The organism is Kluyvera fluvialis (assembly GCF_059725275.1).
The window spans coordinates 4,731,442-4,758,250 of sequence record NZ_AP046142.1; the positions used below are offsets into that span (position 1 = coordinate 4,731,442).

Consider the following 26,809-nt stretch of genomic DNA (forward strand, 5'->3'; position numbering starts at 1 on the left):
TCAGGCGAAATAGCTCAATAGCGAATTGATAACCGTGCGCTGGTCAACCACCGGCAGGTTGTAGAACAGCGGCAGGCGTAGTAAACGCTCACTTTCTTGCGTGGTGAAACGGTCTTCGCCGTGGAACTCGCCAAACTTCTCACCCGCCGGGCAAGAGTGCAGCGGAATGTAGTGGAACACCGCCATAATTTCGGCTTCTTTCAGCCAGTTGATCAGCGCAGTGCGGTCTTCAACGTCACGCATTTTGATGTAAAACATGTGCGCATTGTGCCCACAATCGGCTGGCACAACTGGCAGGTCGATACGCCCCGCTTCCGCCAGCGGCAGCAGCGCGTCGTAGTAGTTCTGCCACAGCGCAAGACGCTGTTTGTTGATGCGGTCGGCAGCTTCCAGTTGCGCCCACAGATAGGCGGCCTGGAGATCAGACATCAAATAGCTGGAGCCAATATCACGCCAGGTATATTTGTCCACCAGCCCACGGAAGAACTGGCTGCGGTTGGTGCCTTTTTCACGGATGATTTCCGCACGCTCAACCAGCGCACGGTCGTTAATCAGCGTCGCCCCACCTTCACCGCCCGCAGTGTAGTTTTTGGTTTCATGGAAGCTAAAGCAGCCGATATGACCAATAGATCCCAGCGCCTGGCCTTTGTAGGTGGACATCACACCCTGCGCGGCGTCTTCAACCACGAACAGATGATATTTTTTCGCCAACGCCATAATGGTGTCCATTTCACAGGCCACGCCTGCGTAATGCACCGGCACAATGGCGCGGGTTTTATCGGTGATCGCCGCTTCAATCAGCGTCTCATCGATATTCATCGTCTCTTTGTGAACGTCCACAAACACAATTTTCGCACCACGCAGCACAAAGGCATTGGCGGTGGAAACGAAGGTGTAGCTCGGCATGATGACTTCATCGCCCGGCTGAATATCCAGCAGGATAGCCGCCATCTCTAGCGAGGCGGTGCAGGACGGGGTCAGCAGCACTTTGGCGCTCGCGAAGCGATGTTCCATCCATTGCTGGCAACGACGGGTAAAACCACCATCGCCGCACAGCTTGCCGCTGCCCATCGCGGATTGCATATAATCGAGTTCAGTACCCACAACCGGTGGGGCGTTAAATGGAATCATGGTGTCACCTGTATAGCCAGTACGCGGTGCTGACAACGTTAGCCCCGCTGTGAATATAGCGTTTAAGTGCTGCGGTATTGCCGGCTTGCGTCGCCACCCGTAGCGTCGAAAGGCCGCGAGTATACGCCCAGCGCACCGCCGCCTGCATCAATTCGCCACCCGCGCCGCGCCCAGCCAGCAGGCCGATTCGCGCGTCAGAGGCGTTCAATTCTCGTAGGGATACAAACGCGCGGATAGCACCGTCTGCATCGCGAAAAACCAGACACTGGTTATCGAATGTGCCTTTTACTGCGTTCTCAATCCATTGAGCATAAAAGCGCCCACTGGCATCGGCGGCGTACCACGGCGCGCGGAATCGGCTTTGTGAAAACGCATGAGCGGCAAGAAGGCGCAGTGCGGGAATATCATCGTCAGTGGCTATTTCTGCCTGTGGGCAGGCAACTTCCGTGACTGGCAACGCCAAGTCCACTTCGCCTTCTACCAGCCGAAAACCCAGCTGTTGTAGCGCATCGAGCTGTTCAACCTGATGCGCGGCAATTTTAGCCTGCACCCGCGACCACCCCGCCAGCCGCGCGGCGGTTAGCGGGGCAGCATCGTGCGCGAAGCGGACGATCGCGCTATGAATACCAAAAAACTGGTTTTCCCACGTCAGTGGCTCAATATTGGCGAGGACGGGCACGGAGTAGCTCCAGCAAATATTGACCGTAGCCGGTTTTCGCTAACTGGCTGGCGGCGCGCTTCACGCCTTCATCGTCCAGCCAGCCGTTACGCCAGGCAATCTCTTCCAGACAGGCGATTTTAAAGCCCTGGCGCTTTTCTACCGTCTGCACAAACATGCTCGCTTCAATCAAGCTGTCATGCGTGCCGGTATCAAGCCAGGCAAAACCACGGCCCAGCAGTTCAACGGTCAGATGCCCGTCGTCGAGATACATCTGGTTAATCGAGGTGATTTCCAGCTCGCCGCGCGCGGAAGGCTTCACGCGTTTGGCGTACTCCACCACTTTACTGTCGTAGAAGTAAAGGCCGGTTACAGCCCAGTTTGATTTCGGCTGCGCAGGTTTCTCTTCCAGCGAGATAGCGCGGAAGTTATCGTCAAACTCCACCACGCCAAAACGTTCCGGGTCCATCACCTGGTAACCAAATACCGTTGCCCCTTCGCTGCGCGCTGCCACGTGGCGCAGTTTAGGGCTAAAGCCCTGACCGAAGAAGATATTGTCGCCGAGCACCAGGCATGACGGCTCGCCGTTGAGGAACGTTTCACCGATGATAAACGCCTGTGCCAGGCCATCAGGGCTTGGCTGTTCAGCGTATTGCAGTGAAATGCCAAACTCGCTGCCATCGCCCAGCAGACGTTGGAAGTAGCTTTTATCTTCAGGGGTGGTGATGATAAGAATTTCACGAATCCCCGCCAGCATCAGTACCGACAGCGGGTAGTAAATCATCGGTTTGTCGTAAATCGGCAGTAGCTGTTTGGACACGCCACGAGTGATCGGATACAGACGCGAGCCTGAGCCGCCAGCCAGAATAATACCTTTCATTGCTTACACTCCTCCGGGAGATTAGCCCTTCAGGCCCAGACGTTCACCCTGGTAGCTGCCGTCTTGTACCTGTTTCCACCAGCTTTCGTTGGCGAGATACCACTGCACGGTTTTGCGCATCCCACTTTCGAAAGTCTCGGCTGGCGTCCAGCCGAGATCGCGGGCGATTTTCGCCGCATCAATCGCGTAACGTAAATCGTGGCCAGGTCGGTCAGCGACAAAGGTTATCAGGTCGTGATAGTGCGCTACACCCTGTGGTTTTTGCGGCACTAACTCTTCCAGCAGCGCGCAAATAGTCTCTACCACGTCGAGGTTTTTACGCTCGTTATGGCCGCCAATGTTGTACGTTTCGCCAATGCCGCCAGCGGTGGCAACAAGGTACAGCGCGCGCGCATGGTCATCGACATACAGCCAGTCACGAATCTGCTGCCCGTTTCCGTATACCGGCAGCGGTTTCCCCGCCAGCGCGTTGAGGATAGTCAGCGGGATCAGCTTTTCCGGGAAGTGGTAAGGGCCGTAGTTGTTCGAGCAGTTGGTGATAAGCGTGGGCAGGCCGTAAGTGCGCAGCCAGGCGCGCACTAAATGGTCACTGCTGGCCTTCGAGGCCGAATACGGGCTGCTTGGCGCATACGGCGTGGTTTCGGTAAAGAAATCCTCCGCCGAGTGCAGGTCGCCGTACACTTCATCGGTCGAAATATGGTGGAAGCGGAACGCCGCTTTGGCGTCGCTTTCCAGCGCAGACCAATAGGCTCGCGCGGCCTCCAGTAGCGTGTAAGTGCCGACGATATTGGTTTCAATAAACGCCGCCGGCCCGTCGATGGAGCGGTCAACGTGGCTTTCCGCCGCCAGATGCATGACGATATCCGGTTGATACTGGTCGAATACGCAGTTCAGCGCCGCGCGATCGCAAATATCCACCTGTTCGAAGGCAAAGCGGGCATCGCTCGCCACCGGAGCCAGTGATGCCAGGTTACCTGCGTAGGTGAGCTTATCAACCACCACCACGCTATCTGGCGTGTGGTTGATGATATGGCGCACTACCGCCGAGCCGATAAAGCCCGCGCCGCCGGTGACCAGAATCCGTTTCAACGCCAGACTCCTTTGGTATCCACCACGTACTGCTGGGTAATGACGTCGCCGTGAATCGCTTTAAACTGGGCGTGATCGACCAGCATAACTATCACATCGGCGCTGGCGAGCGCGGTATCTACCGATACCAGCGAGCACAGCCCATCGAGTTTTTTCGGCAACTGATGAATATTCGGTTCAACGACCAGCGTTTCGCCACTGTGCCATTGGGCAATCAGCTCCGCGATTTCCATCGCTGGGCTTTCGCGCAGATCATCAATATTAGGTTTAAACGCCAGGCCAAAGCAGGCAATTTTCAGTTCGCTGGCGCGCTTGTTGCTGGCAGCGAGGCAGTCGGCAACGTTCGCTTTCACTTTATCGATGACCCACAACGGTTTGTAGTCGTTGACTTCACGGGCCGTGCGAATCAGGCGCGCCTGCTCTGGGTTTTGCGCCACGATAAACCAGGGATCGACGGCGATGCAGTGCCCGCCAACGCCAGGACCAGGCTGGAGAATGTTGACGCGCGGGTGGCGGTTCGCCAGGCGAATCAGTTCCCAGACGTTAATTCCCTGTTCGGCACAGATAAGCGACAGTTCGTTAGCAAACGCGATGTTTACATCGCGGAAGCTGTTTTCGGTCAGCTTGCACATTTCCGCCGTGCGCGCGTTGGTTACCACGCATTCGCCTTCGAGGAAAATGTTGTACAGCTCGCTGGCGCGTGCGGAGCACACCGGCGTCATACCGCCAATCACGCGGTCATTCTTGATAAGCTCAACCATCACCTGACCCGGCAGTACGCGCTCTGGGCAGTAGGCAATATTAATATCCGCCTGTTCACCCACCTGCTGCGGGAAGGTTAAGTCTGGGCGCATCTCCGCCAGCCACCCCGCCATCAGCTCGGTTGCGCCAACCGGAGAAGTCGATTCAAGAATCACCAGCGCGCCTTTTTTCAGCACTGGCGCAATCGAGCGGGCCGCCGCTTCGACGTAAACCATATCCGGCTCGTGATCGCCTTTAAACGGCGTCGGCACGGCAATCAGGTAGGCATCAGCCTCTTCCGGCGTAGTGGTGGCGCGTAAGAATCCGTCCGCCACCGCCGTTTTTACCACCCTGTCGAGATCGGGTTCAACAATATGAATTTCACCACGGTTGATGGTATCTACCGCGTGTTGATTGATATCCACACCCACTACCTGCTTTTGCCGTGAGGCAAACGCTGCCGCTGTGGGAAGGCCGATATAGCCCAGGCCGATCACCGAGAGGGTTGAAAAACTCATAACGTTACCTGATTATTTTTTAATGCTGATAAAATTCGTTCACATGCCTGACCGTCCCCGTAAGGGTTATGGGCTCGGCTCATTCGTTGATATTCTTCGTCATCGCGCAGTAAGCGCGTCACCTCATCCACAATGCGTTGGCGATTAGTGCCCACCAACCGCACCGTGCCAGCGTCTACCGCTTCCGGGCGCTCTGTGGTTTCACGCATCACCAGCACCGGTTTACCCAGCGACGGCGCCTCTTCCTGAATGCCGCCAGAGTCGGTCAGAATCAGCCACGCGTGGTTCATCAGCCAGACAAACGGCAGGTAATCCTGCGGGTCAATCAGTATGACGTTCTCGACATGGCCGAGAATACGCTTCACCGGCTCGCTGACATTGGGATTCAGGTGCACCGGATAGACAATCTGGAGGCTCGGGTTGCTCGCCGCGATTTCCGCCAGCGCATGACAAATCTGCTCAAACCCTTGACCGAAGCTCTCACGGCGATGCCCAGTCACCAGGATCATCTTTTTGCCGTTACTCAAAAACGGGTAACGCTGGTTCAGCTCTGCGCTCAACGTTTCGTCGTTTACGACTCGGTCGCGCACCCACAGTAAGGCATCAATCACCGTGTTGCCGGTGACGAAAATACGGGTATCCGGCAGGTTTTCGCGCAGCAGATTTTGCCGGGAATTTTCAGTTGGCGCGAAATGGTACATCGCCAGATGCCCCGTTAATGTACGGTTCGCTTCTTCCGGCCACGGCGAGTAGAGGTCGCCAGTGCGCAGCCCCGCTTCAACGTGCCCAACGGGAATGCGCTGATAAAATGCCGCCAGGCTTGCGGCGGCAGTGGTCGTCGTGTCGCCATGAACTAACACAACATCCGGTTTGAAAGACTCCAGAATCGGTTTTAACCCCTGCAAAATACGGCAGGTTATTTCAGTTAACCCCTGTCCTGGGCTCATGATATTGAGATCATAATCCGGAACGATGGAGAAGAGGTTTAGCACCTGATCAAGCATTTCCCTATGCTGCGCCGTGACGCAGACTCTTGCCTCAAAATGAGGGTCCTTTGCTAGCTCATGCACCAGAGGGGCCATTTTGATAGCCTCCGGGCGAGTGCCAAATACAGTCAGAACTTTCACATCGATTCTCTTCTTAAGATGAAACTGGCCCATCGCCCATTCATCATTGATGGGTTTCTACTGCGGGCGACGACGCGCCAGCGCCCCCCCTGCACCCACTAATCCACCGACAATACCCCACATCACCATCAGAAATGCACGGCGTGGGCTGGTGCGCGTTACCGGCTCCTCCGGTGTGCGTAAATAGCGATAGGTTTGAAAACTAGGTGCCAACGTAGGCCCGACGTTAAGCGTCGTCAGCATTGCGCGAGCCTGATCGTAATCCAGGTCGAAGGTCGGCCCGACGGCCTGGAGATTTTCCAGACGCGCTTGCAGCATTGGACGGCCCAGCAGGGATAGCTCGGAGTCCGGTAATTCATCGGCCGGAACATCCGTCACGCTGCGGTTAATATTGTGCTGCTGCGCAATCTTCAGCGCGGCTTCAATGCTGTGCATCCGGCGGCTGAAAATCGCCTGCGCGACCTCCTCCTGGCGCTTCACCTGCGCTTTAACCTGAATGGTACGCGCGGCCCATGCGCCTTTCAGTTCATCGTTCAGATGCCCTGCGGCACGCTGGCTGGCGAAAGCCACATATTGGCGCAGCAGATTATTCGCATCCTGCGCAGTTTCCGCTGTCAGTTTCACGCTGTCGCTAACGTTTTTCTGCACATCACCGGGGATAAACTGAATATTGTTAATCAAATCATCCAACTGCGCGGCATCGGCGCGCGAGTTGCCCACCATCCGCTGTTTGTAATAGTCCGTTTGCAGCCAGAAATCACGGCGGGTGTCCCAGGAGGACAGTTGCATCACGAACTCTTTGTACACTTCGTCCATCACCGATGGCGGTGTCACCGTCGTTGGATTGACCTTAACGTCCAGGTTGCGCAGGAACTGCTGCTGCGAATAGTACCCATCCAACATATTGACGGTTGGGCGATCAGTAATCGCCGTGGTGCTCCATTCCTGTCGGGCAAAAAAGGTATAAATCAGCACTAGCGCGGCGAATAACACCGCAAAGCCAATAATCCAATGTTTTCCCGACCACAACGCGCGAAACAGGCCACGAATATCCAGTTCATTCTCCGCACTTGCTAACCGTGCTTCCGGTAATGGTTGTGTCATTACTACCCCAGTTTTACTTGGTTAATTTTGGATTGTTTCCGCTGTTGCGACGTATTCTGCGCTTCATGCGTTTAATAAAACGCGCCACTTTCCAGGCTCGCTTGATGCAGTAACCGTAGAAACAAAAAGCCAGCAGGAATAGTAGCAGCATCACCCACTCAGGCACTACGCGAGTGTATTCAGCCGCAACGCCGATAGCCGCAAGCAGCGCGGCGGCGGCGGTGATCAGTACCAGCGCCTGACGGGAGGTAAAACCGGCGCGCATAATCAGATGGTGGATATGCTGGCGATCGGGAGAGAACGGGCTCATGCCCTTACGCAGACGGCGATACATAATCGCGACCATATCCATCAGCGGAATAGCCACAATCCACAGCGCCGTTACTGGGCTAATCGGGTGATGAGTTCCTTGCGTTGTTTCCAGCAGGATCCAGATAACGGTGAAGCCAATCAGCGTGCTGCCAGCGTCGCCCATAAAGACTTTATAGCGGCGGCCCAGCACGCCCAGGTTCAGCATGATATACGGCAGGATGGCGGCGATCATGGCAAAACACCACATCGCCAGGCTCGTCTGCCCATCGAACCACAGAATCAGGCCAATCGCGCCAAAACTGACGCTTGATAAACCGCCCAACAGCCCATCAATGCCATCAACCATATTGAAGGCATTAATCACCGCCCACACGGCAAACAAGGTGAGGAAGAAACCAAATGGGCCGAGAACAAGCTCCCACGAACCAAAGATATAACCGAGGCTACGCAGATACAGGTTTCCCGCCGTCATCATCACAATACCAATCAGCGCCTGAATGGTTGCACGGATTTTAACGCTGATGTCATAGCGGTCGTCCAGGGCGCCCACAAACACTAAAACGCCTGCACAGGCGAGATAAAGGGATGCGTGAGGAATGTAGTAATCTGCAATAGCGAAAGTTAAGCAGATCCCAGCGTAAACCGAGATACCGCCCACGAGCGGTATAAGCCCCTGGTGACGTTTACGGAAATTTGGTCTGTCCACCAAACCGACCTTTTTAGCCGCTCTGCGGGCGAAAAAAAGGAATACGGTCGTGAACAAAAAAATACTGATCAAATCAGTACCGACGGTCAGTAAACTCACAATTTATACTCGCTGCGAATATTAATAGCGAAAGTATACCCACGATAGCAACTCATCAGAAGAGGAAGCCTGATGATTATTGGGGAAACTCGCCTGATTTATAACCGGTTTTACAAACTAATTATATTGTAGCCGCAAACCACAATTGTCCGTGAAAAAAATGAGAGCCCCTATCGCCGGAAGTCCTAAAAACAAAAACGCCACACAAAAGTGTGGCGTTCATCGGCAAAAATCGAATTTTACGAACGTTTCATCATGTCGAAGAAGTCGTCGTTAGTTTTGGTCATTGCCAGTTTATTGATGAGGAACTCCATCGCGTCAATTTCGCCCATTGGGTGAATGATTTTGCGCAGGATCCACATTTTTTGCAGCTCTTCAGGAGTCGTGAGCAGCTCTTCTTTACGGGTACCGGAACGGTTGTAGTCGATAGCCGGGAAGACGCGTTTTTCAGCGATTTTACGCGAAAGGTGCAGTTCCATGTTGCCGGTACCTTTGAACTCTTCATAGATAACTTCATCCATTTTAGAGCCGGTATCGATAAGCGCGGTTGCGATGATAGTCAGGCTACCACCCTCTTCAACGTTACGAGCCGCACCGAAGAAGCGCTTCGGACGGTGCAGGGCGTTGGCGTCCACACCACCGGTCAACACTTTGCCGGAAGCCGGAACCACGGTGTTGTAAGCACGTGCCAGACGGGTAATGGAGTCGAGCAGAATGATAACGTCTTTTTTATGTTCAACCAGACGTTTCGCTTTCTCGATAACCATTTCCGCGACCTGAACGTGGCGGGATGCAGGTTCGTCAAAGGTAGAAGCAACCACTTCACCTTTCACCAGACGCTGCATCTCGGTCACTTCTTCTGGACGTTCGTCAATCAGCAGTACCATCAGTACGCAGTCTGGGTGATTGTAGGCAATGCTCTGTGCAATGTTTTGCAGCAGCATGGTTTTACCGGCTTTCGGCGGTGCCACAATCAGACCACGCTGACCACGACCAATTGGCGAGGCCAGGTCAAGGACGCGAGCAGTTAAGTCTTCGGTAGAACCGTTACCACGTTCCATACGCAGACGAGAGTTTGCGTGCAGCGGGGTTAAGTTCTCAAACAGGATCTTGTTGCGCGAGTTTTCCGGCTTATCGTAGTTAACTTCGTTAACTTTCAACAGCGCAAAGTAACGCTCACCCTCTTTCGGAGGACGAATCTTACCAGATATGGTGTCACCAGTGCGGAGGTTGAAACGACGGATTTGGCTAGGGGAAACGTAGATATCATCGGGGCCGGCGAGGTAGGAGCTGTCTGCGGAACGGAGGAAACCAAATCCATCCTGCAAAATCTCCAGCACACCGTCGCCAAAGATATCTTCGCCACTCTTTGCGTGCTGCTTCAGGATGGCAAAAATGATGTCCTGCTTGCGCATACGAGCCTGGTTTTCCAGGCCCATATTTTCGCCGAGAGTGATCAGCTCAGAAACCGGCGTATTCTTTAATTCGGTAAGATTCATAATGGTGTGGGTTCTTAAACTCGGGGTAAATCTCGAACTTAATTTGTGAATGGTATGGCAGGGTCATCCGTGCCTGTTTACGGCCATCAACTCATGTCTGTTCGCTGTCTGGTCACAGGAGAGTACGCAGAACTGAAACGACAAGACGGAAAGAGTGACAAGCCTGGAATTTTTTCAACCTCTGACGCCATACAACACAACGGGAGGTTTGGATAAAACAAGATTCAAACAAGGTATGTTTAAAACGAAGTCAAACTTAACTTAGCACGACTGAAGCCGGGCGTCCAGAGTTCTGCCTAAATAATACACTTCATCCTTCAAGCCGCCAAAGCATGGGCTGCCTGAAGGATAAAGAGCATTCGAACACGGGACGCCGACCTCGAATTTCTTACGCCAGGTTAGCGTCGAGGAACTCTTTCAGCTGGCCTTTAGACAGTGCGCCAACTTTAGTTGCTGCAACTTCGCCGTTCTTGAACAGCAGCAGCGTCGGGATACCACGGATGCCATACTTCGGTGCAGTGCCTGGGTTCTGATCGATGTTCAGTTTAGCAACGGTCAGTTTACCCTGATACTCCTCGGCGATTTCATCCAGAATCGGGGCGATCATTTTGCACGGACCACACCACTCTGCCCAGAAATCGACGAGTGTCAGCCCGTCAGCCTTGAGTACGTCCGTGTCAAAACTGTCGTCAGTCAGGTGAATAATTTTATCGCTCATATTTAACTCCACAGGAATAAGCCTGGTGTGTTGGTGTAGCATTAACCAACGAGGTGTTGATGTTGACTTCGCCAACAAAGGTTGACGTTATTTCACCGGATACGCTTTCTTAATGCAATAGTAAGCTGATATTCTACCACACTATGAGCAAAACACATTTAACTGAACAGAAGTTTTCCGACTTCGCCCTGCACCCTAAAGTGGTTGAAGCCCTTGAAAAAAAAGGGTTTTATAATTGCACGCCCATTCAGGCGCTGGCTTTGCCGCTGACGCTTGCTGGTCGTGATGTGGCTGGACAGGCGCAAACCGGTACCGGGAAAACGATGGCGTTTCTGACGTCAACGTTTCATTATCTTCTTTCTCATCCGGCAATTGCTGAACGCCAGGTGAACCAACCGCGTGCCTTAATTATGGCACCGACCCGTGAGCTGGCAGTACAGATTCACGCCGACGCCGAGCCGCTGGCTCAGGCCACAGGCCTGAAGCTGGGCTTGGCTTACGGCGGCGACGGCTATGACAAACAGCTGAAAGTGCTGGAAAGCGGCGTCGATATTCTTATCGGCACCACTGGCCGTCTTATTGATTATGCAAAACAGAACCACATCAACCTGGGCGCGATTCAGGTGGTGGTACTGGACGAAGCCGATCGCATGTACGATCTGGGCTTTATTAAAGATATCCGTTGGCTGTTCCGCCGTATGCCGCCGACCAACCAGCGCCTGAACATGCTGTTCTCCGCAACCCTCTCTTACCGCGTTCGTGAACTGGCGTTCGAACAAATGAACAATGCCGAGTACGTGGAAGTCGAGCCGGAGCAGAAAACTGGCCACCGTATTAAAGAAGAGCTGTTCTACCCTTCTAATGAAGAGAAGATGCGTTTGCTGCAAACGCTGCTGGAAGAAGAATGGCCAGACCGTGCGATTATTTTCGCGAATACTAAACACCGTTGTGAAGATATCTGGGGCCACCTGGCGGCCGACGGCCATCGCGTAGGCCTGCTGACCGGCGACGTGGCGCAGAAAAAACGTCTGCGTATCCTCGAAGATTTCACCAGCGGCGACATTGATATTCTGGTCGCAACGGACGTTGCAGCCCGTGGCCTGCATATTCCTGCGGTTACGCACGTCTTTAACTATGACCTGCCGGATGACTGCGAAGACTACGTTCACCGTATTGGTCGTACGGGTCGCGCGGGCGCAAGCGGTCACTCGATCAGCCTGGCTTGTGAAGAATACGCACTGAATTTACCGGCGATTGAGGCCTACACGGGTCACTCTATTCCGGTCAGCAAGTATAACCCGGATGCGCTGTTAACCGACCTGCCGAAACCGTTACGTCTGACGCGCGTTCGTCAGGGCAACGGGCCACGTCGCTCGGGTGCGCCACGTAATCGTCGTCGTTCAGGTTAAAAAATATGCCCAGCTCCACCTCGCTTTATGCAGCTATAGACCTTGGTTCCAATAGTTTTCATATGCTGGTCGTCCGCGAGGTGGCTGGAAGTATTCAGACACTGACGCGCATCAAGCGCAAAGTTCGTCTGGCTGCTGGCCTCAGCAGCGATAATATTCTGTCGGCAGAAGCAATGGAGCGCGGGTGGCAATGCCTGCGCCTGTTTGCTGAGCGCTTGCAGGATATCCCTCAGGCACAAATCCGCGTCGTTGCGACCGCCACATTGCGTCTCGCCGTCAACGCACAGGACTTTCTCGATAAGGCGCAGGAAATCCTCGGCTGCCCGGTGCAGGTGATTCGCGGTGAAGAAGAAGCGCGCCTGATTTATCAGGGTGTTGCGCATACGACCGGCGGCGACGATCGTCGCCTGGTGGTTGATATCGGCGGAGCGAGTACCGAACTGGTCACAGGTATCGGTGCGCAAACGACCTCGCTGTTTAGCCTTTCGATGGGCTGTGTCACATGGCTTGAACGCTACTTTGCCGATCGCAATCTGGCGCAGGAAAATTTCGACGAGGCTGAACGTGCCGCGCGCGAAGTATTGCAGCCCGTTGCCGATGAACTACGCCATCACGGTTGGCGGGTATGCGTTGGCGCTTCCGGCACGGTTCAGGCGCTGCAAGAAATCATGATGGCGCAGGGGATGGATGAACGCATTACCCTCGCCAAACTTCAGCAACTGAAACAACGCGCGATTCAATGCGGGCGTCTGGAAGAGCTGGAGATTGAAGGCCTGACGCTTGAACGAGCGCTGGTTTTCCCAAGCGGGTTGGCTATCCTGATTGCTATCTTCACCGAACTCAACATTCAGAGTATGACCTTAGCCGGTGGCGCACTGCGCGAAGGGCTGGTATACGGGATGTTGCATCTGGCGGTCGATGAAGACATTCGCAGCCGTACGCTGCGCAATATTCAGCGCCGCTTTATGGTTGATATTGAGCAGGCCAACCGCGTCGCGCAGTTGGCGGCAAACTTTATCGATCAGGTGAGTGATAGCTGGGAACTGGAGTCATTAAGCTGCGAACTGCTGCTCAGCGCCTGTGCGCTGCACGAAATTGGCCTGAGCGTCGATTTCAAGCAAGCACCGCAACATGCGGCTTATCTGGTGCGTAATCTCGATTTGCCAGGCTTTACGCCTGCGCAGAAAAAGCTGCTCGCCACCCTGCTACTTAACCAGACCAACACCATCAATCTGCCGTCATTGCACCAGCAAAATGCTGTACCAGCGCGCGTGGCGGCGCATCTTTGTCGGCTACTGCGTTTGGCGATTCTGTTTGCCAGCCGCCGCCGTGACGATTTACTGCCTGCCATCACTCTGGTTGTCGATGGTGAAAATATGACACTAACGCTGCCAGAAGGCTGGCTTGAGCGGCATCCGCTGGGCAGAGAGATGGTTCAGCAAGAGTGCCAGTGGCAAAGTTATATCCACTGGCCGCTAACCATACAGTAACGAGCTAAATGCCGGATGGCGGCGCATCGCGTCCGATCCGGCTGACTACCACACACCGCTCGGTTATGATTTCTTCGCCTTCGCCAGCATTTCACGAATGTTCGCGACGTTGGCCTGCCCTTTGTGCATCCGCTCCTCCGGCGTCACCACTTTGCGCTCCTGCTCCCAAATCAGATCATCTTGCGGTAATTCCAGCAGGAAGCGGCTCGGCTCCGGGCGCACCAGTTCGCCGTACTGACGGCGCTCTTTACAGAGAGTAAAAATCAGCTCTTTCTGCGCACGAGTGATCCCCACGTAAGCCAGGCGACGCTCTTCATCGACGTTGTCTTCATCAATACTGCTTTGGTGCGGCAGCAGTCCCTCTTCCATCCCCACGAGGAAAACATACGGGAACTCCAGCCCTTTTGACGCATGTAGCGTCATCAGTTGCACTTGATCCAGCTCTTCCTCACTCTCTCCGCGTTCCATCATGTCGCGCAGCGTAAAGCGGGTCACCACCTGAGTCAGCGTCATCGGCTCTTCTAGCTCACTGCCTTCGAGCATTTCCGTCATCCAGCCAAACAGCGTGTTGACGTTTTTCATGCGCATTTCAGCGGCTTTCGGGCTAGGCGAAGTTTCAAACAGCCAGGACTCGTAATCAATGCCGTGAATCAGGTCACGCACGGCAGCAATCGGCTCACGCTCCGCCAGGCGCTGAACTTCACCCAACCAGTGGGTAAAGCGCGTTAGCGACTCATAGCCACGCCCGGTGAGCGTTTGGGTCAGCCCCATATCAAAACTGGCGGCGAACATGCTTTTGTTACGCGTCATCGCCCACTCGCCCAGTTTTTGCAGCGTCGCGGCGCCAATCTCGCGCTTCGGCGTATTCACGATACGCAGGAAAGCGCTGTCGTCATCCGGGTTGGTTAGCACACGCAAATACGCCAGCAGGTCTTTGATCTCTGGGCGTGAGAAGAATGACGTGCCGCCAGAGATTTTGTACGGGATGCGGTTCTGCATCAGGAATTTTTCAAATACCCGCGACTGGTGGTTACCGCGATAGAGGATTGCGTAATCCTTATACTGGGTCTTATTCACGAAGTGATGGGCAATCAGTTCGCCCGTCACGCGCTCCGCTTCATGCTCTTCATTATTGGCGCTCAGCACTTTGAGTTCAGTGCCGTAGCCCAGTTCGGAGAACAGGCGTTTTTCAAACACATGCGGGTTATTGGCGATAAGAATGTTTGCCGCTTTCAGGATACGCCCCGATGAGCGGTAGTTCTGCTCCAGCTTAATCACCTGTAACGCCGGGAAATCCTGGCTCAGCAATACCAGGTTCTGCGGGCGCGCACCACGCCAGGAGTAGATCGACTGGTCGTCGTCGCCAACCACGGTAAAACGCGCACGTTGCCCTACCAGCAGTTTTACCAGCTCATACTGGCTGGTGTTGGTGTCCTGATATTCATCCACCAGCAGGTAGCGGATTTTGTTCTGCCAGCGCTCGCGCACCCCTTCATTACGCTGCAACAGCAGCGTCGGCAGCAGAATCAGGTCGTCAAAGTCCAACACGTTGCACGCTTTCATATGCGCATCGTACAGGCCATAGCAGTGGGCAAAAATTCTGTCACGCTCGCCCTTCGCCATAGCGGCCGCCTGCGCCGGTGTTTTGAGATCGTTTTTCCAGTTGGAGATCGTCGAGATCAGCTGTTGCAACACCACTTTATCGTCTTCGATAAGCCCTTCGGTCAGATCTTTAAGCAACGCAACCTGATCGGTATCGTCGAACAACGAGAAGTTAGATTTCATCCCCAGCGCAGCATATTCGCGTTTGATGATATCCAGCCCCAACGTGTGGAATGTGGAGATCATCAGCCCGCGCGCTTCTTTACGCCCCAGCGTTTGCCCGACACGCTCTTTCATTTCACGCGCCGCTTTATTGGTAAACGTCACCGCCGCGATGTGGCGCGCCTGATAACCACAAACGCGAATCAGGTGAGCGATTTTGTTGGTTATCACGCGTGTTTTGCCGGAGCCAGCGCCCGCCAGCACCAGGCAGGGGCCGGTAACGAATTCGACAGCATGTTGTTGGCCGGGGTTTAAACGCATAGGAATATTGCTCAATCTGTAAACACGGGGGCTGTGGATTGTAGCAGAAAGTCGCGCCAGGAGGATCGGTCATAGCCCATCGCCGAAGACCGTGGATAACATGCTACTATTGCGCCCTGATTTATCACTCAACTCAGAGCACAAACCATGGCAAAAACAGCAGCAGCAGTCCATATCCTTGTTAAAGAAGAAAAACTGGCTCTCGATCTTCTGGAACAAATCAAAAACGGTGCCGATTTCGGCAAGCTGGCGAAGAAGCATTCTATTTGCCCATCAGGCAAACGCGGCGGTGATTTAGGCGAATTCCGTCAGGGCCAGATGGTTCCGGCGTTTGATAAAGTGGTGTTCTCCTGCCCAGTGCTGGAGCCAACCGGCCCGCTGCACACTCAGTTCGGTTACCACATTATTAAAGTGCTGTACCGTAACTAAGAAAAAGCCCGGAGTATAAACCTCCGGGCTTTTTTGCCTGATGGCGCTTCGCTTATCAGGCCTACGTTGCAACATTTGTAGGTTGGGTAAGCGAAGCGCCACCCGACAAAGTTTATTAACCCGCTACGGCAATACGCTTCATATCAGTCATATAGCCACGCAGTTTCTGCCCGACTTTCTCGATAGCATGGTTGCGAATCGCTTCGTTCACGTCACGCAGTTGCGCGTTATCAACCGCGCCTTCAGCAATCGCTTTGCCTAAATCACCCGGCTGAACTTCAGCCATAAACGATTTCAGCAGCGGCACACACGCATAAGAGAACAGATAGTTACCGTATTCTGCGGTATCGGAGATAACCACGTTCATTTCGTACAGGCGCTTACGGGCGATAGTGTTGGCGATAAGCGGCAGCTCGTGCAGTGATTCGTAGTACGCAGACTCTTCGATGATGCCAGAATCCACCATGGTTTCGAATGCCAGCTCAACGCCCGCTTTTACCATCGCAATCATCAGCACGCCTTTATCAAAGTACTCCTGCTCGCCAATTTTACCGTCAAACTGTGGGGCTGTTTCAAACGCGGTTTTACCGGTTTCTTCACGCCAGGTCAGCAGTTTCTTATCGTCGTTGGCCCAGTCCGCCATCATGCCGGAGGAGAATTCACCAGAGATGATGTCGTCCATATGTTTCTGGAACAGCGGTGCCATAATTTCTTTCAACTGTTCGGACAGCGCGTAAGCACGCAGTTTCGCTGGGTTAGACAGCCTGTCCATCATCAGGGTGATACCGCCCTGCTTCAGCGCTTCGGTGATGGTTTCCCAGCCGAACTGAATCAGTTTTTCGGCGTATGCCGGGTCAGTACCTTCTTCCACCAGCTTGTCGAAGCACAGCAGAGAACCGGCCTGCAACATGCCGCACAGGATGGTCTGCTCGCCCATCAGGTCAGATTTCACTTCCGCAACGAAAGAGGATTCCAGCACACCCGCACGGTGACCACCGGTGGCTGCCGCCCAGGCTTTGGCGATCGCCATGCCTTCGCCTTTCGGATCGTTTTCTGGGTGAACCGCAATCAGGGTTGGAACGCCAAAACCACGTTTGTACTCTTCGCGCACTTCAGTACCTGGGCATTTCGGTGCCACCATCACCACGGTAATGTCTTTACGGATCTGCTCGCCCACTTCCACGATGTTGAAACCGTGAGAGTAGCCCAGCGCTGCGCCATCTTTCATCAGCGGTTGTACAGAACGCACAACATCAGAGTGCTGCTTGTCCGGCGTCAAGTTAACGACCAGATCCGCCTGTGGGATCAGCTCTTCGTAAGTCCCAACTTTGAAACCATTTTCGGTCGCTTTTCGCCATGAAGCGCGCTTCTCGGCAATCGCTTCTTTACGCAGTGCATAGGAGATATCCAGACCGGAGTCACGCATGTTCAGGCCCTGGTTCAGACCCTGAGCGCCACAGCCGACGATGACCACTTTTTTACCCTGAAGGTAGCTCGCGCCATCGGCGAATTCGTCGCGGCCCATAAAGCGACATTTACCCAGTTGCGCCAGCTGTTGGCGCAGATTCAGTGTATTAAAGTAGTTAGCCATGATGGTGTACTCCGTGATGTTGTGTGTCTTATTGTTCGGTTCGCGTTTTGCGAGAATGAAACCACCTTACAACAGGAAATTTATTGCGGAAATTGATATATTCACAACGTTACGTTGCAATTTATGCAACGTAGAAAACCGGAGACTCAGCTGTGGATTTACGCGATCTGAAAACCTTCCTGCATCTGGCGGAAAGCCGTCACTTTGGCCGTAGCGCGCGGGCGATGCACGTCAGTCCTTCTACGCTTTCACGGCAGATTCAGCGGCTGGAAGAAGATCTCGGCCAGGCGCTGTTTGTGCGCGATAACCGTACGGTAACGCTGACCGAAGCGGGCGAAGAACTGCGGGTATTTGCCCAGCAGACGCTGTTGCAGTATCAGCAACTGCGCCACACTATCGATCAACAAGGGCCGTCGCTTTCCGGCGAGCTACATATTTTCTGCTCGGTGACCGCCGCCTACAGCCATCTGCCGCCGATCCTCGATCGCTTTCGCGCTGAGCATCCGTCGGTTGAAATTAAACTCACCACCGGCGACGCCGCTGATGCGATGGACAAGGTGGTTACAGGAGAAGCCGATCTGGCGATTGCCGGTAAGCCAGAAACGTTGCCGGGCGCGGTCGCCTTTTCTATGCTGGAGAATCTGGCGGTGGTGTTAATCGCCCCTGCGTTGCCTTGCCCGGTACGCAACCAGATTTCCGTCGAGCAGCCGGACTGGTCAACAGTGCCGTTTATCATGGCGGATCAGGGGCCAGTGCGTCGTCGCATTGAGCTGTGGTTCCGCCGCAATAAAATCAGTAATCCCTCGATTTATGCGACAGTCGGCGGGCATGAGGCGATGGTTTCAATGGTCGCGCTCGGCTGCGGCGTCGCGCTGCTGCCGGAAGTGGTGTTGGAAAACAGTCCTGAACCGGTACGTAATCGCGTAATGATATTAGAGCGCAGCGATGAGAAGACTCCGTTCGAGCTAGGCGTCTGCGTGCAGAAAAAGCGGCTGCATGAACCGTTGGTGGATGCATTCTGGAAGATTGTGCTGGAACGCAAAATCACCGAATAGCGTTAACGCATTCAGCCCCCAGTCATGCCCCTGGTTCGGGAGATAAATTGGTATCAAAGGTGCCAGGTGTAAATGGGCTCCGCAGGTAAAATCGTCACTAAAGAAACAGGACCTTACGAGAGGGAGTGACGATGCAGAAACCCAAAAAGATCTTCAACAACACCGATAATATTCGTAGCGAAATTATGGAAGGACTGGTGTACGCCGGGCGCGGTAAGATCCACGCCCTGCCGGAGTATTGCGCGGTTTATCATACGATGGCGCAAAACGGCCAGACCGTTATCGTCAGCGGCGGTGGCAGCGGTCATGAGCCGACATTTGCCGGGTTCGTCGGCGAAGGCGGCATCAATGCCTGCGCGCTGGGCGAAGTCTTCACCTCCCCCTCTCCCGACCAAATCATTGAAGCCAGCCGGGCCGTTCATCAGGGCAACGGCGTGCTGTTCCTCTACGGCAACTACTCCGGCGACGGCATGAACTTTGATATCGCTGCTGAAATCCTTGCTGAAGAAGGGATTGAATGCCGCACCGTACGCGCCGCGGATGATATTGCCTCGGCGCCGCCGGAAAGAATGTCCGACCGCCGTGGCGTGGGCGGGCTAGCGTTTTTGTACAAGCTGACCGGCGCCGCAGCCCAGTTTGAGCACTACGCTCTGCCGGAGCTGGAAGCGCTGGCGAACAAAGCCAACCATAACACCCGCACCATTGGCGTCGCACTCAGCGGTTGCGCGCTGCCACAGGCCGATGCCTTTAACTTCACGCTGGCCGATAACGAAATCGAGCTGGGCATTGGCATCCACGGCGAACCGGGACTGTGCCGTATTCCTATGCCGCAAAGCGATGAGCTGGTCGAGATGATGATTGAACGCCTGTGCAACGACCTGCCTTTCGCGAAGAGCGACAGCGTGTGCGTGAGCGTCAACAACCTCGGTGCACTAAGCAACACCGAGCTGATGGTGGTCACCCGCAAAGTCGGCATGGCACTGACGGCGCGCGGTATCAAAACCTACGACGTGCAGGTTGGTCATTTCTGTACCTCGCTGGAAATGTCCGGTTTTTCACTGAGTATGCTGCGGCTGGACGACGAGATGCAGCGCCTGTACGACTACCCAATCCGCACCCTCGGCTGGAGAAACTAAGATGGACACCACACAATTTATCGCCTGCCTGCGGTACGTTTCTGAGGGGATGATCGCCAGTGAACCACGGTTGACCGCACTCGATCAGGTTATTGGCGATGGCGACCACGGTATAGGCATTAAACGCGGCTTTACCGCGCTTTCCGCACTGCTCGCCGCACCAGAATTTACCGCCACGGATATTGGCGACGCTCTGCTGCAAAGCGGTACTCGCCTGATGACCAGCATGGGCGGCGCCTCCGGAGCCATTTTCGGTACCCTTTTCCGCGCTGGGGGTAAAGGTCTTGCTGGGCGCACTGAGCTGGATACCGCTACCCTCGCCGAGTGGTTGACGATCGGCATGCAGGCCATCCACCAGCGCGGCGGGGCCGAGCCGGGTGACAAAACAATGGTCGATGCGCTGGCCGCCGCTGCCGAGTGCGCCAAAGCGGACGTTGCGCTAGCGCTGCCGGAAGCGCTTACCCACTGCGCGCAGGCGGCAATGGCTGGTGCAGAGAGCACCAGCGCGATGGTTGCGCGCTTCGGGCGCGCGAAAAATCTGGGTGAGCGGGCTATTGGCCACTGCGACCCTGGCGCGGTGTCAATGGCGCTAATCCTGCAGTTTATGGCGGAATTTGCCCATCAGAACTAACCTGCAATAGCGCTCAACATCCACAGGGCCATATTTACGCTGGCCCTTTTCTGTCCTGCGGCCCAGCGTCTGACGGCTAAAATCAGTGGTAGATTCAGTATTGGCGCTCCTTTTCTGTATAATGTTGCGATCCGTTGTAGTGGGGGGTTTGTTAACCATGTCGTTAAACAAGCCAGAGCAGACGGTGTCATTGCACACTTGACAGCGAAAATACAAACTTAATTAGCCATCATTATGATAATCAAACCAAAGATTCGTGGATTCATCTGTACAACGACCCATCCGACTGGCTGTAAAGCCAATGTGGAAAAACAGATCGAGTACGTTAAGCAAAACGGGAAAATCGAGAACGGCCCTTCCCGCGTGCTGGTGATCGGTGCTTCCACCGGTTACGGCCTTGCATCCAGAATTTCCGCCGCCTTTGGCAGCGGAGCCGCCACTATCGGCGTATTTTTCGAAAAACCAGGCACGGAGTCCAAACCAGGTTCCGCAGGCTGGTATAACTCTGCCGCCTTCGACGAAGCGGCCAAACGTGAAGGTCTGTATTCCAAAAGCATCAACGGCGACGCGTTCTCTGACGAATGCCGCGATGAAGTGATCAAGCTCATCAAAGAAGACCTGGGCCAGATTGACCTGGTGGTTTACTCACTGGCATCTCCGGTACGTAAAATGCCGAAAACCGGTGAAATCGTCCGTTCTGCGCTGAAACCAATCGGTGAGGTTTACACCTCTAAAGCGATTGATACCAACAAAGATCAGATCATCACCGCCAGCATTGAGCCAGCAACCGAAGAAGAAGTTCAGAACACCGTCACCGTCATGGGCGGCGAAGACTGGGAACTGTGGATGGGCGCGCTGAGCGAAGCAGGCGTGCTGGCTGACGGAGTGAAAACCGTTGCCTACTCCTACATCGGTACCGACCTGACCTGGCCAATCTACTGGCACGGCGCGCTGGGCAAAGCAAAAGAAGACCTCGACCGTGCGGCGGGTGAACTGCGTAACCAACTGGCTCCGCTGAACGGTTCCGCGAACGTTGCCGTACTGAAGTCCGTTATCACTCAGGCGTCTTCCGCCATTCCAGTGATGCCGCTGTACATCTCTATGGTCTTCAAGCTGATGAAAGCACAGGGGATTCACGAAGGTTGTATCGAGCAGATCAATCGTCTGATGACCACCAGCCTGTACGGCGATAAAGTGGCGCTTGATGACAACCAGCGTATCCGTATGGATGACTGGGAACTGCGCGAAGACATTCAGCAGGCATGTCGCGACCTGTGGCCGCTGATCACCACTGAAAACCTGGCGCAAGAAACCGATTATGCAGGCTACAAGCAGGAATTCCTGAACCTGTTTGGTTTTGGCCTCGACGGCGTGGATTACGACGCTGACGTGAACACCGAAGTCGAATTCGACGTGATCACGCTGTAATTTGTCGTTACCGTATTGATGCCGGGTGGCGGCTAACCCTTACCCGGCCTACATATCAATTTGTAGGCCTGATAAGCGAAGCGCCATCAGGCATCCCACTCAGGGTTCATGTTTTACATGAACCTTTTTAATAGCCAAATAGCCCTTAATCGAAACCAAAGCCTTCGGCGAACAGCACCTTCAGCTTCGCCATCGCCTCTTGCTCGTCGCTGCCGCTGCAGATGATCTCAAGCGATCCACGGCCTTTGATCCCGGCCCCCAAAATGCTCATGATGCTTTTTCCCTTGATGGTTTTGCCATCGTAGATCATCTCGATCCGCGACTGGTACTGCGCGCACGCCTTTGCCAGTACGCCCGCCGGGCGGGCATGAATACCGTGCAGGTTGCTGATTTTCACTACTTCTTTCAACATAATTGCGGTTCCTTACTTACTGTCCGTTTGCCGGGTACATCGCCTGAACGACGTTAAAATAGCCCTGGATCAAAAGCTGGGCGACCATCGCGCCCGGGTCGACGAACGCACGGGATCGTTCGCCGTGGATAGCCGCACGCCCGTGTTTCGCTACCATCGTGGTGGTCTGCTGCACGCCATGCTGTGCTGCTAACAACGCTTCCCGCGCCACGTTCAGCGGCTCACCCTGACCACGCAGCGCCACCAGCGCCGGAGCCATGCCATCAAGAAAGGTTTTTTCGCCCAGCTGTGCTTTGCCGCGCTGCTGCACACCGTCGTACCAGGCCTGGAAAAAATCGCCCGCTTCTTGCAGCGTCATCGTCTCTCGCCCCTTAAAGACTTTTCCCGCCTGCATCAGGCCGGAAGCCATCAGCGTCCCCATCGTTGAAGGCACTGCCGAGGCCATCGCTTTTCCCGTCAGATAGAAAAACCGTCCCAAGTCTGGTTCATCGCTGTGCTGTGCATAGTCCGAGGCCGCAGCAAAACCATCGCTCATGGTAAGTCCCAGATCGCCGTCACCTACCACGCTGTCCAGTTCCGTTAGCACAGTCTTGTTGCCCTGCATCACCCGCCCCCACTCGGCAAAGAGCGGGCGTAAGCTCTCGCTGTTTAACGTCATAGCGCCTCCTTAGGCGGGAACTGCCGGAACATCGGCGTGTCGGCCTGCGCGCTCAGCAGCGTCTTAAGCTCATCGTCTACCGGCATCAGGCTGATGGACATGCCGGTCATCTCCATCGCCGTGGCGAATTCCCCCACCCACACGCGAAAGACTCGGATATTGCTCTGCGCCAGAATCTGGTGCACGTGGCGATACATCAGGTACAGTTCTTCCAGCGGCGTCGCACCGAGGCCGTTAATCAGCACCGCCACTTCATCGCCCTGCTGGCAGGGAGAGTCGGCAATCAGCCAGGACATCATCTCTTCAGCAATATTTTCAGCACTCAGTTGCGACCCGCGACGGATGCCACTTTCGCCATGGATACCCATGCCGATTTCCATCTCGTTGTCGCCAATATGAAAGCCCGGCTTACCGATACGCGGCACGATGCACGGCGACAGCGCCACCCCCAGCGTCCGTACGCGATCTCCGGCCTTCTGCGCGATACGCTGGACGGTATCGAGGTCGTCCATTCTGGCGGCCGATGCGCCAGCACATTTGTAGACGAAGAAAATCCCCGCCACGCCGCGTCGCGTGGTGGCACCATTGCCCGGCAGGGCACCGGCGGAATCATCGGCGGCAACGACCGTGCAAATTCGGATGTCGTTCTCCATGTCGGCCATTTCCGCCGCCATGTCAAAATTGAAGATATCGCCGTTGTAATTGCCGTACAGGTAGAGCACGCCCGCACCGCTGTCTACCGCCTGCGTGACGGCCAGAATTTGCTCCGGCGACGGTGACTGGAACACATCACCAATGGCGCAGCCGTCCAGCATCCCCTGCCCCACGTAGCCGAGGAACAGCGGCAGGTGTCCGGAGCCGCCGCCGGTAACAATCCCCACTTTGCCGGGCGCCGGTCGCGCCGTGGCAAGGCAGTGCAGATCCTCATTCACAAAGCGGAATTTATCGGGGTGCGCCAGATAGATGCCTTCCAGCATCTCCGGGATAAAGTCCTCCGCCTGATTCAGAAATTTTTTCATGCGTTCTCTCCATGAATATCCCGCCCGTACGGGCGGGCGCGTCAATTAGCGGGCAAATTTGATCTGTGACGGATAGGCCCAGCGCTGAAGCTCTTCCGGGGCGAAGGATTCAGGTTCCTTACCGCCGTTAATCACCAGCGCGTGGTAGTAAATCTGCGCCATCTCCTCCAGATAAGCGGATTTCAGCACCGCTTCGTACGGGTCTTTATCCACGCCGATCGCGCCATGTTTTTCCATCAGGATGGCATCGGCACGCTTGATAGGTTTGATCACGCTCTCGGAAAGTGCTGGCGTACCGGGGCGACCGTACGGCGCGACTGGGATCACCCCGTCTTTCAGGTTAAGAATGGCGCACTCGTACACCACCGCCGGGATGGGCTTATTCAGCACGGCAAAAGAGGTCGCGTAGAGGGAGTGCGTGTGAGAAATCGCGAACACGTCCGGGCGCGCTTTATAAATCTCGATATGCATCAGGCATTCGCTGGTTGGGCGCAATCCCGCCTCGCTTTCAATCACGTTGGCTTCAATGTCCATCACCACGATATCGCGCGGCGTTAAATGCATTTTGTCGATAGTGGTTGGGGTCACCAGAATAAGCCCCGTCTCTTTATCCCGTACGCTGGAATTACCCGCTTTATGCTTACAGAGTCCCCATTGCTGAGCGGTTCTGGCCATTTCAACGACGTGTTTTTTCTGAATGTCTAACATAATATTTATCCTGTATACGGTTATAGGGACGAGCGATGTCGCGACAATGATTGCCGGGAAATAACGTTGCAGCTTTTAATCTGCAACGGCGTTTAATTAATGATTACGAATGACGGACAAATTCATTTATCAGTGCATATTCATCCTGTGCGCGGCGAATAACATTGCCGCCATCATAGAATTCGAGAAATTCATTTAATTGCGCGAGCGCCTTAAGATGCTTTTGCGGATTATTCGTCGCCAGAACGATAATAATATCGGCCTGCATATAACCGGCGAAATCAATCTTTGAAGGCAGGCGTAATAGCGTCATCCCCGTTTCCAGCGCACCATCATCGACGCCCGCATGGGCGATAATCACACCATCAGCCAGCATGATATAGGGCTGCTCATCGGCGATCTTATTCAGCATAATTTGCAGGTAGCGCGGTTCTATCACCCCGCGTTCCAGTAGCGATGCTGAAGCCTCGGTAATAGCCTGCTGCCAGTCACCGGGCAGCAAAGTGGCAAACTGAACGTGTTCGCGCTGCAGCAAGTCCGTCAGCGACGGCGTCGGCGGTTCAATGTTGCCCGCCGCGCTCGCGGCGCTGTTCTCATCATAGATGTAGCTGGCGAGCGCGCGCTGTAGCCCTTTGTGATCGATGATATTGCCGAAGCGCTCGAAGATAAGCAGCAACTGTTCTATCTGAATGATATTCGGGTCCACGCCCTGTAGCGCACTGATCACATGATTGCGGAACGCGCTTTTGTGAATGCTGCTGATGGACGGATTCACCACAAACACCATCTTGCTGGTGTTCAAATGCGTGGTCGAGAAGACCACGTCGTAATGTCCGGTATAGCGCTCAAACTCGCGCCGTGATATCACTTCGGTAAAGTGCAGCTCCGGGAACAGCACCTGAAGCGTCAGGAACAGATAGGTAGAAATCGTGGCGCTGTTTTCGCACACCACTACCGCCGTTTTCTGTAGCTTAATTTGATGGATAACCCCTTCACGGGTCAGCCAGCCACCAAAGAGCACCGTCAGAAACGCCATCTCCTCATCGGGGATTTCGCAGTGCAGCACCGTCTCGAACGGCACCGCCGCACGGCGAACCATCTCGTGCAGATGGCTGAACTCTTTCACTACCAGATCGTAAACGCTGCTGGTATTGGTCAGGTGATAGCGAATACGGTAATAGGCCGGTTTCCAGTGCTGATAGATTTTTTCAATCAGCTCATTTTTTTCTTTGATGGTGACACAGCTTATTTTTTCAAAGTTGTCGACTACCACCACTACGCTTTCAAGCAACAGCGTATCCAGGTGAAAATATTTATCAGCAATTCTTTGAATATTGGAGCTTTGGATCAGCGCGGTCAGGAAAACCAGTTCATTTTCGCTATTGATATTGATTTTACTGATAACGCTCTGCATCAGGGTAAATTCTCTGCTGCCAATAATATCGGCATAGCTGCTCGGTATATTGACCAGACCTTTTCCTGAATCAATACGGTGCAGGACAAAGCAGATAAAATAAATAAGCTCCTGAAGCTGACGATCGGTAAACTGAATTTTAAAGCGTTTTTCAATTTCGCTGAAAACGTTGCCGACCTTTTCCAGATAGTCGCTCATCACGTTGTTGTAGTGGGCGAGAATATTTTTTGCGACTGGAATTTCCAGCACCCGACGTAAGCAGTTCAGCAACAGATAGCGTTTTTCCATCTCCTCACCAAGAATATGGTAGCCGTTGCCCCGGTCGTAGCTTATCTCTAGCCCGTGCTCAATAACCTCAGCTCGTACCTTTTTCAGGTCATTGATAATCGTATTCTGGCTAACGCCCAGCGAAGAGGAGAGATGTAGCAATGACAGTCGTTCGTTACGGGTCAGCAGCAAAAAGATAATCATCTGTCCACGCTCTTCTTCCGAGTAGAGATAGCGGTGCTCGGTTTCAGAGGTCTGATTCTGGCGAAAATGTTCAATCACATGGCGCGGGATATGCAGCTTCCCGGTTTTCAGCCGGTTGATCCGGTCGAAGTGGTTCGACTCCAGATAGTCATTCACCTTTTTCAGCGTATAGCTCAACTGTTTGCGCGTCAGGCAAAACTGCTCTTCAAGCTTCGTCCCTGTGATGCCGGGGTCGTTCACAATGGCATCCAGCACTGCAACTACGCGTTTATCCATAGCCATGCCAACTCT

The 26,809-nt window shown here is 54.3% G+C and carries 25 protein-coding genes; 7 read left to right on the forward strand and 18 right to left on the reverse strand.

Annotated features, from left to right (window positions below; genetic code table 11):
- The 11 genes from rffA to trxA all read right to left on the reverse strand — a co-directional run bounded on the left by rffA (position 1) and on the right by trxA (position 10,582).
- The gene (gene rffA, locus AC6I4B_RS22340; protein ID WP_497768269.1) at positions 1–1,131 is read right to left on the reverse strand and encodes a dTDP-4-amino-4,6-dideoxygalactose transaminase; all 1,131 of its coding nucleotides are present in this window, start codon (positions 1,129–1,131) and stop codon (positions 1–3) included.
- Positions 1,132–1,135: 4 nt separating this feature from the next.
- Positions 1,136–1,810 carry a dTDP-4-amino-4,6-dideoxy-D-galactose acyltransferase gene (gene rffC, locus AC6I4B_RS22345; RefSeq protein WP_497768270.1) on the reverse strand — a complete coding sequence of 225 codons (675 nt, stop codon included), beginning with the start codon at positions 1,808–1,810 and terminating at the stop codon, positions 1,136–1,138.
- Positions 1,788–2,669: a glucose-1-phosphate thymidylyltransferase RfbA gene (gene rfbA, locus AC6I4B_RS22350; protein ID WP_497768272.1), complete on the reverse strand. Its 882-nt coding sequence runs from the start codon at positions 2,667–2,669 to the stop codon at positions 1,788–1,790. Before rfbA ends, rffC begins: the two co-directional genes overlap by 23 nt.
- A 21-nt stretch (positions 2,670–2,690) precedes the next feature.
- Positions 2,691–3,758 (reverse strand): dTDP-glucose 4,6-dehydratase, encoded by a 1,068-nt coding sequence (gene rffG / locus AC6I4B_RS22355; protein WP_497768273.1) that lies wholly within the window; start codon positions 3,756–3,758, stop codon positions 2,691–2,693.
- Complete coding sequence (gene wecC, locus AC6I4B_RS22360; RefSeq protein ID WP_497768275.1) at positions 3,755–5,017, reverse strand: UDP-N-acetyl-D-mannosamine dehydrogenase; 1,263 nt, start codon at positions 5,015–5,017, stop codon at positions 3,755–3,757. The genes rffG and wecC overlap by 4 nt, the downstream gene beginning before the upstream one ends.
- The gene (gene wecB, locus AC6I4B_RS22365; protein ID WP_497768276.1) at positions 5,014–6,144 is read right to left on the reverse strand and encodes a non-hydrolyzing UDP-N-acetylglucosamine 2-epimerase; all 1,131 of its coding nucleotides are present in this window, start codon (positions 6,142–6,144) and stop codon (positions 5,014–5,016) included. Before wecB ends, wecC begins: the two co-directional genes overlap by 4 nt.
- 57 nt (positions 6,145–6,201) lie before the next feature.
- On the reverse strand, positions 6,202–7,248 hold the full coding sequence (gene wzzE / locus AC6I4B_RS22370; RefSeq protein ID WP_497768278.1) for an ECA polysaccharide chain length modulation protein: 1,047 nt from the start codon (positions 7,246–7,248) through the stop codon (positions 6,202–6,204).
- Between the two features lie 13 nt (positions 7,249–7,261).
- Positions 7,262–8,365 carry a UDP-N-acetylglucosamine--undecaprenyl-phosphate N-acetylglucosaminephosphotransferase gene (wecA, locus tag AC6I4B_RS22375; RefSeq protein ID WP_497768279.1) on the reverse strand — a complete coding sequence of 368 codons (1,104 nt, stop codon included), beginning with the start codon at positions 8,363–8,365 and terminating at the stop codon, positions 7,262–7,264.
- 239 nt (positions 8,366–8,604) lie between these two features.
- Complete coding sequence (gene rho / locus AC6I4B_RS22380) at positions 8,605–9,864, reverse strand: transcription termination factor Rho (protein ID WP_035895778.1); 1,260 nt, start codon at positions 9,862–9,864, stop codon at positions 8,605–8,607.
- Between the two features lie 86 nt (positions 9,865–9,950).
- Positions 9,951–10,055, reverse strand: coding sequence for a rho operon leader peptide (locus AC6I4B_RS22385; RefSeq protein WP_497768281.1), 105 nt, complete (start codon positions 10,053–10,055; stop codon positions 9,951–9,953).
- A 197-nt stretch (positions 10,056–10,252) separates the two neighbouring features.
- Complete coding sequence (trxA, locus tag AC6I4B_RS22390) at positions 10,253–10,582, reverse strand: thioredoxin TrxA (protein WP_002883224.1); 330 nt, start codon at positions 10,580–10,582, stop codon at positions 10,253–10,255.
- Positions 10,583–10,725: 143 nt separating this feature from the next.
- On the opposite strand from trxA, the gene rhlB reads away from it, so the two are divergent.
- Positions 10,726–11,991, forward strand: coding sequence for an ATP-dependent RNA helicase RhlB (rhlB, locus tag AC6I4B_RS22395; RefSeq protein WP_497768283.1), 1,266 nt, complete (start codon positions 10,726–10,728; stop codon positions 11,989–11,991).
- 5 nt (positions 11,992–11,996) lie between these two features.
- On the forward strand, positions 11,997–13,481 hold the full coding sequence (gppA, locus tag AC6I4B_RS22400; protein WP_497768284.1) for a guanosine-5'-triphosphate,3'-diphosphate diphosphatase: 1,485 nt from the start codon (positions 11,997–11,999) through the stop codon (positions 13,479–13,481).
- Positions 13,482–13,544: 63 nt separating this feature from the next.
- Here gppA and rep read toward each other — a convergent pair whose 3' ends face one another.
- Positions 13,545–15,566 carry a DNA helicase Rep gene (rep, locus tag AC6I4B_RS22405; RefSeq protein ID WP_497768286.1) on the reverse strand — a complete coding sequence of 674 codons (2,022 nt, stop codon included), beginning with the start codon at positions 15,564–15,566 and terminating at the stop codon, positions 13,545–13,547.
- A 147-nt stretch (positions 15,567–15,713) separates the two neighbouring features.
- Between rep and ppiC the strand changes: the two genes are divergently transcribed.
- Positions 15,714–15,995 carry a peptidylprolyl isomerase PpiC gene (gene ppiC / locus AC6I4B_RS22410; RefSeq protein ID WP_003017999.1) on the forward strand — a complete coding sequence of 94 codons (282 nt, stop codon included), beginning with the start codon at positions 15,714–15,716 and terminating at the stop codon, positions 15,993–15,995.
- A 115-nt stretch (positions 15,996–16,110) separates the two neighbouring features.
- Here ppiC and ilvC read toward each other — a convergent pair whose 3' ends face one another.
- The gene (gene ilvC, locus AC6I4B_RS22415) at positions 16,111–17,586 is read right to left on the reverse strand and encodes a ketol-acid reductoisomerase (RefSeq protein ID WP_497768288.1); all 1,476 of its coding nucleotides are present in this window, start codon (positions 17,584–17,586) and stop codon (positions 16,111–16,113) included.
- A 152-nt stretch (positions 17,587–17,738) separates the two neighbouring features.
- Between ilvC and ilvY the strand changes: the two genes are divergently transcribed.
- The 4 genes from ilvY (at position 17,739) to fabV (ending at position 21,836) form a co-directional block, all read left to right on the forward strand.
- Positions 17,739–18,641 carry an HTH-type transcriptional activator IlvY gene (gene ilvY, locus AC6I4B_RS22420; RefSeq protein WP_497768290.1) on the forward strand — a complete coding sequence of 301 codons (903 nt, stop codon included), beginning with the start codon at positions 17,739–17,741 and terminating at the stop codon, positions 18,639–18,641.
- A 131-nt stretch (positions 18,642–18,772) separates the two neighbouring features.
- Positions 18,773–19,777, forward strand: coding sequence for a dihydroxyacetone kinase subunit DhaK (locus AC6I4B_RS22425; RefSeq protein WP_497768291.1), 1,005 nt, complete (start codon positions 18,773–18,775; stop codon positions 19,775–19,777).
- Between the two features lies 1 nt (position 19,778).
- On the forward strand, positions 19,779–20,408 hold the full coding sequence (dhaL, locus tag AC6I4B_RS22430) for a dihydroxyacetone kinase subunit DhaL (RefSeq protein WP_497768293.1): 630 nt from the start codon (positions 19,779–19,781) through the stop codon (positions 20,406–20,408).
- 234 nt (positions 20,409–20,642) lie between these two features.
- Complete coding sequence (fabV, locus tag AC6I4B_RS22435; protein ID WP_497768294.1) at positions 20,643–21,836, forward strand: enoyl-ACP reductase FabV; 1,194 nt, start codon at positions 20,643–20,645, stop codon at positions 21,834–21,836.
- A gap of 145 nt (positions 21,837–21,981) precedes the next feature.
- On the opposite strand, the gene AC6I4B_RS22440 is transcribed toward fabV, so the two are convergent.
- The 5 genes from AC6I4B_RS22440 to AC6I4B_RS22460 all read right to left on the reverse strand — a co-directional run bounded on the left by AC6I4B_RS22440 (position 21,982) and on the right by AC6I4B_RS22460 (position 26,800).
- Complete coding sequence (locus AC6I4B_RS22440) at positions 21,982–22,248, reverse strand: HPr family phosphocarrier protein (protein ID WP_035896560.1); 267 nt, start codon at positions 22,246–22,248, stop codon at positions 21,982–21,984.
- Positions 22,249–22,264: 16 nt separating this feature from the next.
- Positions 22,265–22,906, reverse strand: a complete 642-nt coding sequence (locus AC6I4B_RS22445) for a DAK2 domain-containing protein (RefSeq protein WP_497768296.1) — start codon at positions 22,904–22,906, stop codon at positions 22,265–22,267.
- On the reverse strand, positions 22,903–23,925 hold the full coding sequence (locus AC6I4B_RS22450; RefSeq protein ID WP_497768297.1) for a dihydroxyacetone kinase subunit DhaK: 1,023 nt from the start codon (positions 23,923–23,925) through the stop codon (positions 22,903–22,905). The genes AC6I4B_RS22445 and AC6I4B_RS22450 overlap by 4 nt, the downstream gene beginning before the upstream one ends.
- Positions 23,926–23,970: 45 nt before the next feature.
- On the reverse strand, positions 23,971–24,633 hold the full coding sequence (locus AC6I4B_RS22455) for a class II aldolase/adducin family protein (RefSeq protein WP_497768299.1): 663 nt from the start codon (positions 24,631–24,633) through the stop codon (positions 23,971–23,973).
- A gap of 103 nt (positions 24,634–24,736) precedes the next feature.
- Positions 24,737–26,800 (reverse strand): BglG family transcription antiterminator, encoded by a 2,064-nt coding sequence (locus AC6I4B_RS22460; RefSeq protein ID WP_497768300.1) that lies wholly within the window; start codon positions 26,798–26,800, stop codon positions 24,737–24,739.
- Positions 26,801–26,809: the final 9 nt, after the last annotated feature.